13 protein-coding genes are annotated in these 16,565 nt (G+C 64.2%); 12 read left to right on the forward strand and 1 reads right to left on the reverse strand.

The annotated features are described in order from the left end of the window. The 9 genes from murD (at position 1) to lpxC (ending at position 10,454) form a co-directional block, all read left to right on the forward strand. Positions 1-1,347 carry a UDP-N-acetylmuramoyl-L-alanine--D-glutamate ligase gene (gene murD, locus PSEMO_RS29805; RefSeq protein ID WP_075806444.1) on the forward strand — a complete coding sequence of 449 codons (1,347 nt, stop codon included), beginning with the start codon at positions 1-3 and terminating at the stop codon, positions 1,345-1,347. Beyond that, a complete protein-coding gene (gene ftsW / locus PSEMO_RS29810) occupies positions 1,344-2,561 on the forward strand; it encodes a putative lipid II flippase FtsW (RefSeq protein WP_075806445.1) in 1,218 nt (405 codons plus the stop codon). Before murD ends, ftsW begins: the two co-directional genes overlap by 4 nt. Then, a complete protein-coding gene (gene murG / locus PSEMO_RS29815; RefSeq protein ID WP_075806446.1) occupies positions 2,551-3,630 on the forward strand; it encodes an undecaprenyldiphospho-muramoylpentapeptide beta-N-acetylglucosaminyltransferase in 1,080 nt (359 codons plus the stop codon). The genes ftsW and murG overlap by 11 nt, the downstream gene beginning before the upstream one ends. Then, a complete protein-coding gene (gene murC, locus PSEMO_RS29820) occupies positions 3,623-5,077 on the forward strand; it encodes a UDP-N-acetylmuramate--L-alanine ligase (protein WP_075806447.1) in 1,455 nt (484 codons plus the stop codon). The genes murG and murC overlap by 8 nt, the downstream gene beginning before the upstream one ends. Continuing rightward, entirely contained in the window at positions 5,074-6,033 is a 960-nt protein-coding gene (locus PSEMO_RS29825; protein ID WP_075806448.1) for a D-alanine--D-alanine ligase, read from the forward strand. The genes murC and PSEMO_RS29825 overlap by 4 nt, the downstream gene beginning before the upstream one ends. Positions 6,034-6,037: 4 nt before the next feature. Then, positions 6,038-6,907, forward strand: a complete 870-nt coding sequence (locus PSEMO_RS29830; protein ID WP_075806449.1) for a cell division protein FtsQ/DivIB — start codon at positions 6,038-6,040, stop codon at positions 6,905-6,907. A 15-nt stretch (positions 6,908-6,922) separates the two neighbouring features. Beyond that, on the forward strand, positions 6,923-8,176 hold the full coding sequence (gene ftsA, locus PSEMO_RS29835; protein WP_009396676.1) for a cell division protein FtsA: 1,254 nt from the start codon (positions 6,923-6,925) through the stop codon (positions 8,174-8,176). 57 nt (positions 8,177-8,233) lie between these two features. Then, complete coding sequence (gene ftsZ, locus PSEMO_RS29840) at positions 8,234-9,430, forward strand: cell division protein FtsZ (protein ID WP_075806450.1); 1,197 nt, start codon at positions 8,234-8,236, stop codon at positions 9,428-9,430. 112 nt (positions 9,431-9,542) lie between these two features. After that, the gene (lpxC, locus tag PSEMO_RS29845) at positions 9,543-10,454 is read left to right on the forward strand and encodes a UDP-3-O-acyl-N-acetylglucosamine deacetylase (protein ID WP_075806451.1); all 912 of its coding nucleotides are present in this window, start codon (positions 9,543-9,545) and stop codon (positions 10,452-10,454) included. A gap of 203 nt (positions 10,455-10,657) precedes the next feature. Here lpxC and PSEMO_RS29850 read toward each other — a convergent pair whose 3' ends face one another. Further along, positions 10,658-11,122 carry a DUF721 domain-containing protein gene (locus tag PSEMO_RS29850; RefSeq protein WP_075806452.1) on the reverse strand — a complete coding sequence of 155 codons (465 nt, stop codon included), beginning with the start codon at positions 11,120-11,122 and terminating at the stop codon, positions 10,658-10,660. A gap of 280 nt (positions 11,123-11,402) precedes the next feature. On the opposite strand from PSEMO_RS29850, the gene secA reads away from it, so the two are divergent. The 3 genes from secA (at position 11,403) to PSEMO_RS29865 (ending at position 16,482) form a co-directional block, all read left to right on the forward strand. Then, on the forward strand, positions 11,403-14,138 hold the full coding sequence (gene secA, locus PSEMO_RS29855) for a preprotein translocase subunit SecA (RefSeq protein ID WP_075806453.1): 2,736 nt from the start codon (positions 11,403-11,405) through the stop codon (positions 14,136-14,138). Between the two features lie 120 nt (positions 14,139-14,258). Continuing rightward, positions 14,259-15,476 carry a bifunctional glutamate N-acetyltransferase/amino-acid acetyltransferase ArgJ gene (argJ, locus tag PSEMO_RS29860; protein WP_075806454.1) on the forward strand — a complete coding sequence of 406 codons (1,218 nt, stop codon included), beginning with the start codon at positions 14,259-14,261 and terminating at the stop codon, positions 15,474-15,476. A gap of 61 nt (positions 15,477-15,537) precedes the next feature. Continuing rightward, positions 15,538-16,482: a Nudix family hydrolase gene (locus PSEMO_RS29865; protein ID WP_075806455.1), complete on the forward strand. Its 945-nt coding sequence runs from the start codon at positions 15,538-15,540 to the stop codon at positions 16,480-16,482. Positions 16,483-16,565 lie beyond the last annotated feature (83 nt).

Genomic DNA, 16,565 nt, shown 5'->3' on the forward strand with positions numbered 1-16,565 from the left:
GTGTCCTTGATCGCAACTGACCACTTCCGCATCGTTGTCGGCCTCGGCAAGAGCGGCATGTCCCTGGTTCGCTTCCTGGCGAACCGGGGCATTGCGTTTGCGGTCGCCGACACGCGCGAGAACCCGCCGGAGCTGGCGACCCTGCGTCGCGACTACCCGCAGGTGGAAGTGCGTTGTGGCGAACTGGACGTGGACTTCCTCTGCCGCGCCGACGAGCTGTACGTCAGCCCCGGCCTGGCCCTCGCTACCCCAGCCCTGCAGCAGGCAGCAGCGCGTGGCGTGAAGCTGTCCGGTGATATCGAACTGTTCGCGCGTCACGCGAAGGCGCCGATCGTCGCCATCAGCGGTTCCAACGCCAAGAGCACCGTGACCACCCTGGTCGGCGAGATGGCGGCTGCGGCGGGCAAGCGCGTGGCGGTCGGCGGCAACCTCGGCACCCCGGCCCTCGACCTGCTCAGCGACGACGTCGAGCTGTACGTGATGGAGCTGTCGAGCTTCCAGCTGGAAACCACCGACCAGCTCAACGCCGAAGTGGCCACCGTGCTCAACGTCAGCGAAGACCACATGGACCGCTACAGCGGCCTGCCGGCCTACCACCTGGCCAAGCACCGGATCTTCCGTGGCGCGCGCCAGGTCGTGGTCAACCGCCAGGACGCCCTGAGCCGTCCGCTGCCGGTGGAAAACCAGCCGTGCTGGACCTTCGGCCTGAACACGCCTGACTTCAAGGCCTTTGGCCTGCGCGAGGAAGACGGTGAGAAGTACCTGGCCTTCGAATTCCAGAACCTGATGCCGGTTCGCGAGCTGAAGATCCGTGGCGCGCACAACCAGTCCAACGCCCTGGCGGCGCTGGCCCTGGGGCATGCCGTGGGCCTGCCGTTCGAGGCCATGCTGGAAAGCCTGCGCAACTTCGGCGGGCTGGCCCACCGTTGCCAGTGGGTTCGCGAGCTGAACGGCGTCAACTACTACGACGATTCCAAGGCCACCAACGTCGGTGCTGCCCTGGCCGCCATCGAAGGCCTGGGTGCCGATATCGACGGCAAGCTGGTGCTGATCGCCGGCGGCGATGGCAAGGGTGCGGACTTCTCCGCCCTGCGTGCGCCGGTTGCCGAACACTGCCGCGCCGTGGTCCTGCTGGGCCGCGACGCCGAGCTGCTGGCCGAAGCCCTGGGTGACAGCGTGGCGCTGATCCGGGTCAGGACCCTCGAGGAAGCCGTGCACAAATCTGCCGAACTGGCCGAGCCCGGCGATGCCGTGCTGCTGTCCCCGGCCTGCGCCAGCCTCGACATGTTCAAGAACTTCGAAGAGCGTGGGCGCCTGTTCGCCCAGGCCGCAGGAGAACTGGCATGATCTTCGGCGCCATCAAGCCCTATCCGTCGCCGCTGATCAGCGGTCGTGGCATCGACCTGGACTTCCCGTTCCTGGTCGGCTGCCTGGCGTTGCTCGGTCTGGGCCTGGTGATGATCACCTCGGCATCGTCGGAAGTCGCGGCGGCGCAGTCGGGCAATCCGCTCTACCACATGTACCGCCACCTGGTGTACGTCGGGCTCGGCGTGGGTGCCTGCCTGGTCACCATGATGGTGCCGCTCTCCACCTGGCAGCGCATGGGCTTCCTGATGCTGATCGGTGCCTTCGGCCTGCTGGTCGCGGTGCTGATCCCGGGGATCGGCCGCGAAGTGAACGGCTCGATGCGCTGGATCGGCTTCAGCTTCTTCAACGTCCAGCCCTCGGAGATCGCCAAGGTCTTCGTGGTGGTCTACCTCGCCGGCTACCTGGTGCGCCGCCAGCAGGAAGTGCGGGAAAGCTGGATGGGCTTCTTCAAGCCGTTCATCGTCCTCCTGCCGATGGCCGGCCTGCTGCTGATGGAGCCGGACTTCGGCGCCACCGTGGTGATGATGGGCTCGGCGGCGGCGATGCTGTTCCTCGGCGGGGTGGGGCTGTTCCGCTTCGGCCTGATGGTGGTGCTGGCGGTGGGCGCGGTGTTCGTCCTGGTCCAGGCCCAGCCGTACCGGATGGCGCGTCTGATCACCTTCACCGACCCCTGGGCCGACCAGTTCGGTTCCGGCTACCAGCTGACCCAGGCGCTGATCGCCTTCGGTCGTGGCGAGTGGTTCGGCGTCGGCCTGGGCAACAGCGTGCAGAAGCAGTTCTACCTGCCGGAAGCCCACACCGACTTTGTGTTCTCGGTGCTTGCCGAAGAGCTGGGGGTGATCGGTTCGCTGCTGACCGTGGCGCTGTTCGTCTTCGTCACCGTGCGCGCGCTGTACATCGGCCTGTGGGCGGAAAAAGCCAAGCAATTCTTCTCCGCCTACGTGGCCTTCGGCCTGGCCTTCCTGTGGATCGGCCAGTTCCTGATCAACATCGGGGTGAACGTCGGCCTGCTGCCGACCAAGGGCCTGACCCTGCCGTTCCTCAGCTACGGGGGCAGCTCGCTGGTGATCTGCTGTGCCTGCGTCGGCTTGTTGTTGCGCATCGAGTGGGAGAGCCGCACGCACCTGGGCAGCGAGGAGCACGAATTCGACGAAAACGATTTTGCCGAGGAGCCGAATCATCATGGCCGCTGACGGCAAGAACGTATTGATCATGGCCGGCGGCACCGGCGGCCATGTGTTCCCGGCGCTGGCTTGCGCCCGGGAATTCCAGGCGCGCGGCTTCACCGTGCACTGGCTGGGCACGCCACGCGGCATCGAGAACGAACTGGTGCCGCAGGCCGGCCTGCAACTGCACCTGATCAACGTCACCGGGCTGCGCGGCAAGAGCAAGCTGTCGCTGCTCAAGGCGCCGTTCACCCTGGTGAAGGCGGTGCTACAGGCACGCCGGATCATTCGCCAGGTCAAGCCGGTCTGCGTGGTCGGCTTCGGTGGCTACGTCACCGGCCCTGGCGGCGTGGCCGCGAAGCTGTGCGGCGTGCCGGTAGTGATCCACGAGCAGAACGCCCGTGCCGGTACTGCCAACCGCTTGCTGGTGCCACTGGCCGGCCGGGTCTGCGAAGCCTTCCCGGAGACCTTTGGTGCCAGCGACAAGCGCCGTACCACCGGCAACCCGGTGCGTGCCGAACTGTTCCTGGAACCAGTGCGCGAAGCCCTGGCCGGACGCCGTGCGCGCCTGCTGGTACTGGGCGGCAGCCTCGGCGCCGAGCCGCTGAACAAGCTGTTGCCCCAGGCCCTGGCCCTGGTGCCGGAAGCGATCCGGCCCGAGGTGTTCCACCAGGCCGGGAAGCATCATGACCGGATCACTGCCGAGCGTTATCGCGAAGCAGGGATCGAGGCTCAGGTAGAGCCCTTCATCAAGGATATGGCCCAGGCCTATGGCTGGGCCGACCTGGTGGTGTGCCGTGCCGGTGCGCTGACCGTCAGCGAGCTGGCGGCCGCCGGACTGCCGTCGATGCTGGTGCCCTTGCCCCATGCGATCGACGACCACCAGACCCACAACGCCCATTATCTGGCACGTGAAGGCGCCGCCTTCCTGATGCCGCAAGCGACAACTGGCGCAGCGCAGCTCGCTGAACGCCTGAACGAGGTGCTGATGCAACCGGAAAAACTCGACACCATGGCCACCACGGCACGCCGCCTGGCCAAACCTGCTGCAACCCGCACCGTGGTCGATATCTGCCTGGAGGTGGCCCATGGTTGAGAACCAGAAAGCCATGCCCCAGCCTGAAATGCGCCGCATCCGTCGCATCCACTTCGTCGGTATCGGCGGCGTGGGCATGTGCGGCATTGCCGAAGTGCTGCTGAACCTGGGTTACCAGGTGTCCGGCTCCGACCTCAAGGACTCGGCCGTGACCGAGCGCCTGAAGTCCTTCGGCGCGGAAATCTTCATCGGCCACCGTGCCGAGAACGCCGCCAGCGCCGACGTGCTGGTGGTCTCCAGCGCCATCAACACCGCCAACCCGGAAGTCGCCACCGCGCTTGAGCGCCGCATTCCGGTGGTGCCGCGTGCCGAGATGCTCGCCGAGCTGATGCGCTATCGCCACGGCATCGCCGTCGCCGGTACCCACGGCAAGACCACCACCACCAGCCTGCTGGCCTCGGTCTTCGCCGCCGGTGGCCTGGATCCGACCTTCGTCATCGGTGGCCGCCTGAACGCCGCGGGTACCAATGCCCAGCTCGGTACCAGCCGCTACCTGATCGCCGAAGCCGATGAAAGCGATGCCAGCTTCCTGCACCTGCAGCCGCTGGTGGCGGTGGTCACCAACATCGACGCCGACCACATGGCGACCTACGAAGGCGACTTCAACAAGCTGAAGAAAACCTTCGTCGAGTTCCTCCACAACCTGCCGTTCTACGGCCTGGCCGTGGTCTGCCTGGACGACCCGGTGGTGCGCGAGATCCTGCCGCTGGTCAAGCGCCCGGCAGTCACCTACGGCTTTAGCGAAGAAGCCGACGTGCGGGCGATCAACGTGCGCCAGTCGGGCATGCAGACCCACTTCACCGTGCTGCGCCGCGACCGCGCGCCGCTGGACGTGTCGGTCAACATGCCGGGCAACCACAACGTGCTCAATGCCCTGGCGACCATCGCCATCGCCACCGACGAAGGCATCAGCGACGAAGCCATCGTCCAGGGCCTGTCGGGCTTCCAGGGGGTTGGCCGACGCTTCCAGGTGTACGGCGAACTGCCGGTGGAAGGCGGCAACGTCATGCTGGTGGACGACTACGGTCACCACCCGACCGAAGTCGCCGCAGTGATCAAGGCCGTCCGCGGGGGCTGGCCGGAGCGCCGCCTGGTGATGGTCTACCAGCCGCACCGCTACAGCCGTACCCGCGACCTGTACGACGATTTCGTCCAGGTGCTGGGCGACGCCAACGTCTTGCTGCTGATGGAAGTCTACCCGGCCGGCGAAGAGCCGATCCCGGGCGCCGACAGCCGCCAGCTGTGCCACAGCATCCGCCAGCGCGGCAAGCTCGACCCGATCTACATCGAGCGCGGCATCGAGCTGGCGCCGCTGGTCAAGCCGCTGCTGCGTGCCGGCGACATCCTGCTGTGCCAGGGCGCCGGTGATATCGGCGGTCTTGCGCCACAACTGTTGAAAAGTCCGTTGTTCGCTGGTGCGGTTGCCAGTCAGGGGAAATCGAAATGACTGCCGAAGCCTACGCCAAGCTGCACTCCACCATTGCCCCGCAAGACTTCGGCCGCGTCGCTGTGCTCTACGGCGGCAAGAGCGCCGAGCGCGAAGTCTCGCTGAAGTCCGGTGCCGCAGTGATCGACGCGCTGCAGAGCGCGGGTGTCGACGTGGTCGCCATCGATGTCGGTGACGACCTGCTGACCCGCCTGCTCAACGAGAAGATCGATCGCGCCTTCATCATCCTCCACGGCCGTGGCGGTGAAGACGGCAGCATGCAGGGCCTGCTGGAGTGCCTGGGCATCCCGTACACCGGCAGCGGCATCCTCGCTTCGGCCCTGGCCATGGACAAGCTGCGCACCAAGCAGGTCTGGCAGAGCCTGGGTATTCCGACCCCGCTGCACACCGTGCTGGCCAGCGAAGCCGACTGTATTTCTGCAGGCGCGGAACTGGGCTTCCCTTTGATCGTCAAACCGGCCCATGAAGGTTCCAGTATCGGTATGGCGAAAGTGTCCAGCGTCGCGGAATTGATCGCGGCCTGGAAAGACGCCGCCAACTACGATTCGCAAGTTTTGGTCGAGCAGTGGATTCAAGGTCCGGAGTTCACCGTTGCGGTGCTGCGCGACCAGGTTCTGCCGCCAATCGCCCTGGGCACCCCGCATTCGTTCTACGACTACGACGCCAAGTACCTGGCTTCCGATACCCAGTACCGGATCCCGTGTGGCCTGGACGCGGCCAAGGAACAGGAATTGATCGACCTCACCGCCCGCGCCTGCGACGCCATCGGCATCGCTGGCTGGGGCCGTGTGGATGTAATGCAGGACGAGCAGGGCCGTTTCTGGCTGCTTGAAGTCAACACCGCACCCGGCATGACCGACCATAGCCTGGTGCCCATGGCGGCACGTGCGGCCGGCCTCGATTTCCAGCAGTTGGTGCTGGCGATCCTGGCGGCCAGTGTCGAGGCGCGAGGTTAAGCCCATGCAAGGCGCGATGTTACGTCATCAGCCACCCGCCCCCGGCCGTAACAAGCCGGTGCCGCGTGGTGCCAGCCGAATGGTGGCCAAGGAGCCACTGTCGGCGCGCCTGCCCAAGCCGAACTTCAGCATCTTCAAGAAGCTGCTGTGGCCGGTCCTGCTGGTCGTCGCGGGCTTCGGTGCCTACGAGGGCGCGCAGCGGCTGATGCCCTATGCCGACCGGCCGATCACCAAGATCGCCGTACAGGGCGACCTCAGCTACATCAGCCAGCAGGCGGTGCAGCAGCGGATCGCCCCCTATGTGGCGGCGAGCTTCTTCACCGTCGACCTGGCGAGCATGCGTACCGAGCTGGAGCAGATGCCCTGGATCGCCCATGCCGAAGTGCGCCGGGTGTGGCCGGACGAAGTGGTGATCCGCCTGGAAGAACAGTTGCCGGTGGCGCGCTGGGGCGAGGATGCCTTGCTCAACAACCAGGGCCAGGCCTTCACCCCGCGCGAACTGGCGAATTACGAGCACCTGCCGCAGCTCTTCGGGCCGCAGCGCGCTCAGCAACAAGTGATGCAGCAATATCAGGTACTGAACCAGATGTTGCGTCCTTTGGGTTTCTCGATCGCACGCCTGGAGCTGCGCGAGCGGGGCAGCTGGTTCCTCACCACCGGCGCCGGCAGTGCCGGCCCGGGGATCGAACTGCTGCTGGGGCGCGACCACCTGGTGGAAAAAATGCGCCGCTTCATTGCCATCTACAACAAGACGCTCAAAGAACAGATCACGAACATCGCCCGCATCGATCTGCGTTACGCCAACGGACTTGCCGTTGGCTGGCGGGAACCGATTGCACAGCCCGCGGCCCAACCCGCCGTGGCGAAGAATTAGAGAGAGGCAGGACCCATGGCAAATGCGCATAGCGGCAAAATGATCGTCGGGCTGGATATCGGCACGTCCAAGGTGGTGGCACTGGTGGGCGAAGTCGCCGCCGACGGCACCCTGGAGATCGTCGGTATCGGCACCCATCCATCGCGCGGGTTGAAGAAAGGCGTGGTGGTCAATATCGAGTCCACCGTGCAGTCGATCCAGCGCGCCGTCGAAGAGGCGCAGCTGATGGCCGGCTGCCGGATCCACTCGGCCTTCGTCGGCGTGGCCGGCAACCACATCCGCAGCCTGAACTCCCACGGCATCGTGGCGATTCGCGACCGTGAAGTCAGCACCGCGGACCTGGAGCGGGTCCTGGACGCGGCCCAGGCCGTGGCCATTCCGGCCGACCAGCGCGTGCTGCACACCCTGCCGCAGGACTACGTGATCGATAACCAGGAAGGCGTGCGCGAGCCCCTGGGCATGTCGGGCGTGCGTCTGGAAGCCAAGGTCCACGTGGTCACCTGCGCGGTCAACGCGGCACAGAACATCGAGAAGTGCGTGCGTCGCTGCGGCCTGGAAATCGACGACATCATCCTCGAGCAACTGGCCTCGGCCTACTCGGTACTGACCGACGACGAGAAAGAGCTGGGCGTGTGCCTGGTGGACATCGGCGGCGGCACCACCGACATCGCCATCTTCACCGAAGGCGCGATCCGTCACACCGCGGTGATCCCGATCGCCGGCGACCAGGTCACCAACGACATCGCCATGGCCCTGCGTACGCCGACCCAGTACGCCGAGGAAATCAAGATTCGCTACGCCTGCGCCCTGGCCAAGCTGGCCGGTGCCGGCGAAACCATCAAGGTGCCGAGCGTCGGCGACCGTCCGCCGCGCGAGCTGTCGCGCCAGGCCCTGGCCGAAGTGGTCGAGCCGCGCTACGACGAACTGTTCACCTTGATCCAGGCGGAGCTGCGTCGCAGCGGCTACGAGGACCTGGTACCAGCGGGCATCGTCCTGACCGGTGGTACCTCGAAGATGGAAGGCGCGGTCGAGCTGGCCGAGGAAATCTTCCATATGCCGGTACGCCTCGGCGTACCACACAGCGTTCGGGGGCTGAGCGACGTGGTTCGCAACCCGATCTATTCCACTGGCGTTGGCCTGCTGACCTATGGCCTGCAGAAACAGTCCGACGGCGTGCCAGTGCCAGGTATCAGAAACGACAGCTATGGCGATGAACCTAAGGCCCCGGTGCTTGAGCGCTTCAAGCGTTGGGTCCAGGGAAACTTTTAAGTTTCAAGAGCAGTAGTGGCAGGCGCAAAAAACTAGAGAACTGAAAGGAGAGGGAAAATGTTCGAGCTCGTAGACAACGTCCCGCAAAGTCCGGTCATCAAAGTGATCGGCGTCGGTGGCGGCGGTGGCAACGCCGTCAACCACATGGTCAAGAGCAGCATCGAAGGCGTCGAATTCATCTGCGCCAACACTGATGCCCAGGCCCTGAAAAACATCGGTGCGCGCACCATTCTGCAACTGGGTACCGGCGTGACCAAGGGCCTGGGCGCGGGTGCCAACCCGGAAATCGGCCGCCAGGCCGCGCTGGAAGACCGCGAGCGTATCGCCGAGGTGCTGCAGGGCACCAACATGGTCTTCATCACCACCGGCATGGGTGGCGGTACCGGTACCGGTGCTGCGCCGATCATCGCCGAAGTGGCCAAGGAAATGGGCATCCTCACCGTTGCGGTGGTGACCCGTCCGTTCCCGTTCGAAGGTCGCAAGCGCATGCAGATCGCCGATGAAGGCATCCGCGCGTTGGCTGACAGCGTCGACTCGCTGATCACCATCCCGAACGAAAAGCTGCTGACCATCCTCGGTAAAGACGCCAGCCTGCTGTCGGCCTTCGCCAAGGCGGACGATGTACTGGCCGGTGCCGTTCGCGGTATCTCCGATATCATCAAGCGTCCGGGCATGATCAACGTCGACTTCGCCGACGTGCGTACCGTGATGAGCGAAATGGGTATGGCGATGATGGGTACCGGCTGCGCCAGCGGTCCGAACCGTGCTCGCGAAGCCACCGAGGCGGCGATCCGCAACCCGCTGCTGGAAGACGTCAACCTGCAGGGCGCCCGCGGCATCCTGGTCAACATCACCGCAGGTCCGGACCTGTCGCTGGGTGAATACTCCGACGTGGGTAGCATCATCGAAGCGTTCGCCTCCGACCACGCGATGGTCAAGGTAGGTACCGTGATCGATCCGGACATGCGCGACGAGCTGCACGTCACCGTGGTCGCCACCGGTCTGGGCGCGAAGATCGAGAAGCCTGTGAAGGTCATCGACAACACCCTGCAATCCGCGGCAGCCCAGGCGTCGACCCCGGCTCCAGCGCCTGTGCGCAACGAGCAGCCAGCGGTGAACTACCGTGACCTGGAGCGTCCGACCGTGATGCGCAACCAGACTCACGCGGGTGCAGCGGCAGCGGCCAAGCTCAACCCGCAGGACGATCTGGATTACCTGGACATCCCGGCCTTCCTGCGTCGCCAGGCCGATTGATGGAATTTATCAGGGGTATTAGGGTGATTGGTGTTCAGCAAAGGTTGGGTCTGTTATCATCCCCAGCCTTTGTTGATACCAGTTCGCAATCTGTGCTGAAGCGGCCAATGCCATGATTAAACAACGCACCCTGAAAAATATCATCCGTGCCACAGGTGTCGGCCTGCACTCCGGGGAAAAGGTTTACCTGACCCTGAAACCCGCGCCTGTGGATACCGGCATCGTATTTTGCCGAGCCGACCTCGACCCCGTGGTGCAAATTCCTGCCCGTGCGGAAAACGTCGGCGAGACCACCATGTCGACCACGCTGGTCAATGGCGATACCAAGGTAGACACGGTTGAGCACCTGCTCTCGGCCATGGCTGGCCTGGGCATCGATAACGCCTACGTCGAGCTCTCTGCCTCCGAAGTCCCGATCATGGACGGCAGCGCAGGCCCCTTCGTATTCCTGATTCAATCCGCCGGCCTGGAAGAACAGGACGCGCCGAAGAAATTCATCCGCATCCTGCGTGAAGTGACTGTTGAAGACGGCGACAAGCGCGCCACCTTCCTGCCTTTCGACGGGTTCAAGGTGAGTTTCGAGATCGATTTCGACCACCCGGTGTTCCGCAACCGGACCCAAAGTGCCAGCGTGGACTTTTCCAGCACCTCGTTCGTGAAGGAAGTCAGCCGCGCCCGTACCTTCGGGTTCATGAGCGACATCGAGTACCTGCGCAAGCACAACCTCGCCCTGGGCGGGAGCGTGGAAAACGCCATCGTGGTGGACAAGGACGGTGTCCTGAACGAAGACGGTCTTCGCTATGAAGACGAATTCGTCAAGCACAAGATCCTCGACGCCATCGGCGACCTGTACCTGCTGGGCAACAGCCTGATCGGCGAATTCCGTGGCTTCAAGTCCGGTCACGCGCTGAACAACCAGCTGCTGCGCAAGCTGATCGAAGAGACCGATGCGTGGGAAGTGGTGACGTTCGAAGACGCCAGCACTGCACCGATCTCCTACATGCGTCCGGTTGCCGCTGTATAAGCTCGAATACTCTCTCTAGTTTTGAAGGCCGCCCTCGGGCGGCCTTTTTTATGCCTGTCTGCTGGCTTGGGAAATGATGTTGTCAGGTCGGGCCCTATCGCTGGCAAGCCAGCTCCCACAGGGTTTATGCCAGCCACAAGATTTGTGCTCGACGCGGACACTGTGGGAGCAGGCTTGCCAGCGATGAGGCCACCAGCAACACCTCAGGCATTGTCTTTATTGCTCTTGCGATGACTCGCCAACCGCTCCAGCGCCGCCCGCAGGTTCGGATCGCTGATCCCCTCCGCGGTGGCCTGGATGGTCTCTGCCGACTTGTCGGAAATATCGATGACATGGCTCGGCGGGCGGACGGTAGTGGCGCTCGGCTGCACCTTGAACAGGATCCGGCTCAGGTTCACGAACACATCCAGCGCTTGCAACTGCCGCTGCAGGCGCTTCTGCTGATAGCGCAGGCGGGTCGCCCAGTGCCCGTCGGTGACGATCAGCGTCAGCGTGCCCTCGCGCCACGACGCCACATGGCAATGCTCCCGCGCTGCCGGCTGCAACTGGCTTTCCACCAGGCGCTGCAACTGCGCCAGGCGTTGCGCCTGGTTGAACAGTGCCTTCAGCGGACGGGCTTCGCGCAACAGCGTGCCGGGGGCGCGAGCGGGGGAGGGGCGGTAGGCCATGATGACACCTGGAAAGTCGATTGCGGTATCTTAACAGATCGCCCGCGAGGGGCTGGAACGCCACTATCCACGTGAATCTTGATCCACGCGGGTTGAAGTTGGGGAAAAAGCCCTTATTGTAAAAAAGCCCCGTCACAGCGCTGTGCCAGCATCGTGGAACTCCACCACTTTCCTCACCATCGTTTCCGGGTAGAATGCTCGTTCGCATGCGGCCAATAAGGGCTGCACGGGCGACTCACGGGGCCGCCCTCCATCCCTACGTGTGGAAGATCCTGCCGATATGTTTGCGCCTTTGTTAAAGAAACTTTTTGGAAGCAAGAACGAGCGTGAAGTGAAGCGCATGCTCAAGACGGTGCAGACCGTCAATGCCTTCGAAGAGCAGATGGTGGCCCTCTCCGACGAACAGCTGCGGGCCAAGACCCCCGAGTTCAAAGAGCGCCTGGCCAAAGGCGAGACCCTCGACCAGATCCTGCCCGAAGCCTTCGCCGTCGCGCGCGAGGCCGGCAAGCGGATCATGGGCATGCGCCACTTCGACGTGCAGCTGATCGGCGGCATGACCTTGCATGAAGGCATGATCGCTGAAATGCGCACCGGTGAGGGCAAGACCCTCGTGGCAACCCTGGGCGTGTACCTCAACGCACTGTCCGGCAAGGGCGTGCACGTGGTCACGGTCAACGACTACCTGGCCCGCCGCGACGCCAACTGGATGCGTCCGCTGTACGAGTTCCTCGGCCTGAGCGTCGGTGTCGTCACCCCGTTCCAGCCGCCTGAAGAGAAACGCGCCGCCTACGCCGCCGACATCACCTACGGCACCAACAACGAATTCGGCTTCGACTACCTGCGCGACAACATGGCGTTCAGCGTGGAAGAGAAATTCCAGCGCGAGCTGAATTTCGCCGTGATCGACGAAGTCGACTCCATCCTGATCGACGAAGCCCGTACCCCGCTGATCATTTCCGGCCAGGCCGAAGACAGCTCCAAGCTGTACATCGAGATCAACAAGCTGATCCCGCGCCTGACCCAGCACATCGAGGAAGTGGAAGGCCAGGTCACCCAGGAAGGCCACTACAAGATCGACGAGAAGAGCCGCCAGGTCGAGCTCAACGAAGCCGGTCACCAGTTCATCGAGGAGATGCTCACCCAGGTCGGCCTGCTGGCCGAGGGCGAGAGCCTCTACTCCGCGCACAACCTGGGCCTGCTGACCCACGTCTACGCCGGCCTGCGCGCGCACAAGCTGTTCCATCGCAACGTCGAGTACATCGTCCAGGACGGCCAGGTCCTGCTGATCGACGAGCACACCGGCCGTACCATGCCGGGCCGCCGTCTGTCCGAAGGCCTGCACCAGGCCATCGAAGCGAAGGAAAACCTGAATATCCAGGCCGAAAGCCAGACCCTGGCCTCGACCACCTTCCAGAACTACTTCCGTCTCTACAACAAGCTGTCCGGCATGACCGGTACCGCTGACACCGAGGCCTTCGAGTTCGCCCAGATCTACGCCCTAAACGTCATGGTCATCCCGCCGAACAAACCGTTGGCCCGGAAGGACTTCAACGACCTGGTGTACCTGACCGCCGACGAGAAGTACGCCGCGATCATCGCCGACATCAAGGAAAGCATGGCCTCGGGCCGTCCTGTCCTGGTCGGTACCGCGACCATCGAAACCTCCGAGCACATGTCCAACCTGCTCAAGAAGGAAGGTATCGACCACAAGGTCCTGAACGCCAAGTACCACGAGAAGGAAGCCGAGATCATCGCCCAGGCCGGTCGCCCGGGTGCGCTGACCATCGCCACCAACATGGCCGGTCGCGGTACCGACATCCTGCTGGGCGGCAACTGGGAAGTCGAAGTGGCTTCCATGGAAAACCCGACCCCCGAGCAGATCGCCCAGATCAAGGCCGACTGGCAGAAGCGTCACCAGCAAGTGATCGAGTCCGGCGGCCTGCACGTGATCGCCTCCGAGCGTCATGAATCGCGCCGTATCGACAACCAGTTGCGTGGTCGTTCCGGTCGTCAGGGTGACCCGGGTTCCAGCCGCTTCTACCTGTCCCTGGAAGACAGCCTGATGCGCATCTTCGCCTCCGACCGGGTGAAGAACTTCATGAAGGCCCTGGGCATGCAGTCCGGCGAGGCCATCGAGCACCGCATGGTGACCAACGCCATCGAGAAGGCGCAGCGCAAGGTCGAAGGTCGCAACTTCGACATCCGTAAACAGCTCCTCGAATTCGACGACGTGGCCAACGAGCAGCGCAAGGTGATCTACCACATGCGCAACAGCCTGCTGGCCGCCGAGAACATCGGCGACACCATCACCGAGTTCCGCCAGGAAACCCTGGACGCCACCTTCGCCCAGCACATTCCGCCACAATCCCTGCCCGAGCAGTGGGACGTGTCCGGCCTGGAAGCTTCGCTGGCCAGCGACTTCGGCGTGAAACTGCCGATCCAGCAATGGCTCGACGAAGACGACAAGCTGTACGAAGAGACCCTGCGCGAGAAGGTCATGGCCGAACTGGTTGCGGCCTACAACGAGAAGGAAGACAGCGCCGGCGCCGAGGCCCTGCGTACCTTCGAGAAGCAGATCCTGCTGCGCGTCCTCGACGACCTGTGGAAAGACCACCTGTCGACCATGGATCACCTGCGTCACGGTATCCACCTGCGTGGCTACGCCCAGAAGAACCCGAAACAGGAGTACAAGCGCGAGTCGTTCACCCTGTTCCAGGAACTGCTGGAGTCGATCAAGCGCGACACCATCCGCGTGCTGTCCCACGTCCAGGTGCGCCGCGAGGATCCGGTCGAGGAAGAAGCCCGTCTGCGCCGCGAGGCTGAAGAGCTGGCCCAGCGCATGCAGTTCCAGCATGCCGCAGCCCCAGGCCTGGAAGCGGCCGAGCAGCTGGAAGAGGGCGCTGAAGTCGCCGTCGCCACCGCGCCGGTACGCAACGACCAGAAGCTGGGCCGCAACGAGCTGTGCTGGTGTGGCTCGGGCAAGAAGTTCAAGCACTGCCACGGGCAGATCAACTGATCGAGCCGTGACACGCTGAAACCTGAACACCGCGCCGCGACCGGTTCCTACCGTCGCGGCGTTGTTCCATCTCAAGCACCGTCGGATCGCCGGCGGTGAATTTTTTCTAGGAGCGCTTTCATGGCTGTTGGTCTTGGTCCTTTGCCAACGTTGCACCCGGTTCCCGGTTTCGAACTCGGTATCGCCTCTGCGGGCATCAAGCGCCCGGGGCGCAAGGATGTGGTGGTGATGCGCTGTGCCGAAGGCTCCAGCGTTGCCGGTGTGTTCACCCTGAACGCCTTCTGCGCCGCCCCGGTGATCATCGCCAAGCAGCGCGTGCAGGGCACCGTCCGCTACCTGCTGACCAACACCGGTAATGCCAACGCCGGTACCGGCGCCCCGGGCCTGGCTGCCGCCGAGCGCACCTGCGCCAAACTGGCCGAGCTGACCGGCGTCGACGCCAGCGCCGTGCTGCCGTTCTCCACCGGTGTGATCGGCGAGCCGCTGCCGGTCGAGAAGATCGAAGGCGCCCTGCAGGCCGCCCTGGACAACCTGTCCGAGAACCACTGGGCCGAAGCCGCCACCGGCATCATGACCACCGACACCCTGCCCAAGGGTGCCAGCCGTCAGTTCCAGCATGAAGGCGTGACCATCACCGTCACCGGCATCAGCAAGGGTGCGGGCATGATCCGTCCCAACATGGCCACCATGCTCGGCTACATCGCCACCGACGCCAAGGTCGCCCCGGCGGTGCTCAAGGACCTGATCCTGGACGGCGCCAACAAGTCGTTCAACCGCATCACCATCGACGGCGACACCTCGACCAACGACTGCTGCATGCTGATCGCCACCGGCAAGGCCGACGTGGCCGAGATCAGCGAAGCCAGCGGCCCGCTGTTCGACGCGCTGAAGAAGGCGGTGTTCGAAGTCTGCATGGAAGTGGCCCAGGCCATCGTCCGTGACGGCGAAGGCGCCACCAAGTTCGTCACCGTGCAGGTCAACGGCGGCGGCAACCACCAGGAGTGCCTGGACGTCGGTTACGCCGTGGCTCACTCGCCGCTGATCAAGACCGCGCTGTTCGCCTCCGACCCGAACTGGGGCCGGATCCTTGCTGCCGTGGGTCGTGCCGGCGTGCCGAACCTCGACGTCAGCCTGATCGACGTGTACCTGGACAGTGTCTGCATCGCCTCCAAGGGCGGCCGCAGCGCTACCTACACGGAAGAGCAGGGCTCCGCCGTCATGGCCCAGGAAGAAATCACCATCCGTATCGAGCTGGGCCGTGGTCAGTGCAACGAGACCATCTGGACCACCGACCTGTCCCACGAGTACGTGAAGATCAACGCGGAATACCGCACCTGATCGAACGCCGCCGCCTGGGCTGGCCGGGCGGCGGCATCCTCTCAATCAGCGGAGTTCAAAGTTGAAACGGATTCATGTCGCCGCCGCCGTCATTCGTGGCGCGGATGGCCGTATTCTCATCGCCCGGCGTGGCGAAACCCAGCATCAGGGCGGTCTCTGGGAGTTTCCCGGAGGAAAGGTCGAGGACGGTGAAGCCGTCGAGGCAGCCCTGGCCCGCGAACTGCGTGAAGAGCTGGGCATCGAGGTGACCGCAGCGCGGCCACTGATCAAGATCAAGCATGACTATCCGGACAAGCAGATCCTGCTCGATGTCTGGGAAGTCGGCGCCTTTACCGGCGAACCCCATGGTGCCGAGGGGCAGCCGCTGGCCTGGGTCTCGCCGCGGGAGCTGGGGCAATACGAGTTCCCCGAGGCCAACCGGCCGATCGTTGCGGCGGCGCGTCTGCCGGGCGAGTACCTGATTACCCCGGACGACCTGGAAACCCCGCAGATGCTGCGCGGGATTCAAAAGGCCATTGCTGGCGGGGTCAAGCTGGTGCAACTGCGTGCGCCGAACATGTACGACCCGAAATACCGTGATGTCGCGGTGGACGCGGTTGGCTTGTGTGCCGGCAAGGCGCAGTTGATGCTCAAGGGGCCACTGGAATGGCTGGGGGACTTCCCGTCTGCCGGCTGGCACCTGACGGCCGAGCAGTTGCGCAAGTACGCGCCCAATGGCCGGCCGTTCCCCAAGGATCGCTGGCTGGCGGCGTCCTGCCACAGTCTTGAAGAGCTGGCGCTGGCCGAGCAGATGGGCGTGGACTTCGTCACCCTGTCGCCGGTGCAGGCGACCCTGACCCATCCTGAGGCTCAGCCGTTGGGCTGGGAGGCGGCGCAGCAGATGATCGACGGCTTCAACAAGCCGGTGTTCCTGCTGGGTGGCGTGGGGCCGAACGAGCGTGAGCGGGCCTGGCAGATCGGTGCGCAGGGTGTGGCCGGGATCCGGGCGTTCTGGCCCGAAGCCTGACCCCGGTGGGAGCTGGCTTGAACAATGATGTTGTCAGGCCTGGCCAATCGCTGGCAAGCCAGCTCCCACAAGGTCCTGGGTCA

This window comes from Pseudomonas putida (assembly GCF_001941965.1).
Classification (GTDB): Bacteria; Pseudomonadota; Gammaproteobacteria; order Pseudomonadales; family Pseudomonadaceae; genus Aquipseudomonas; species Aquipseudomonas putida_L.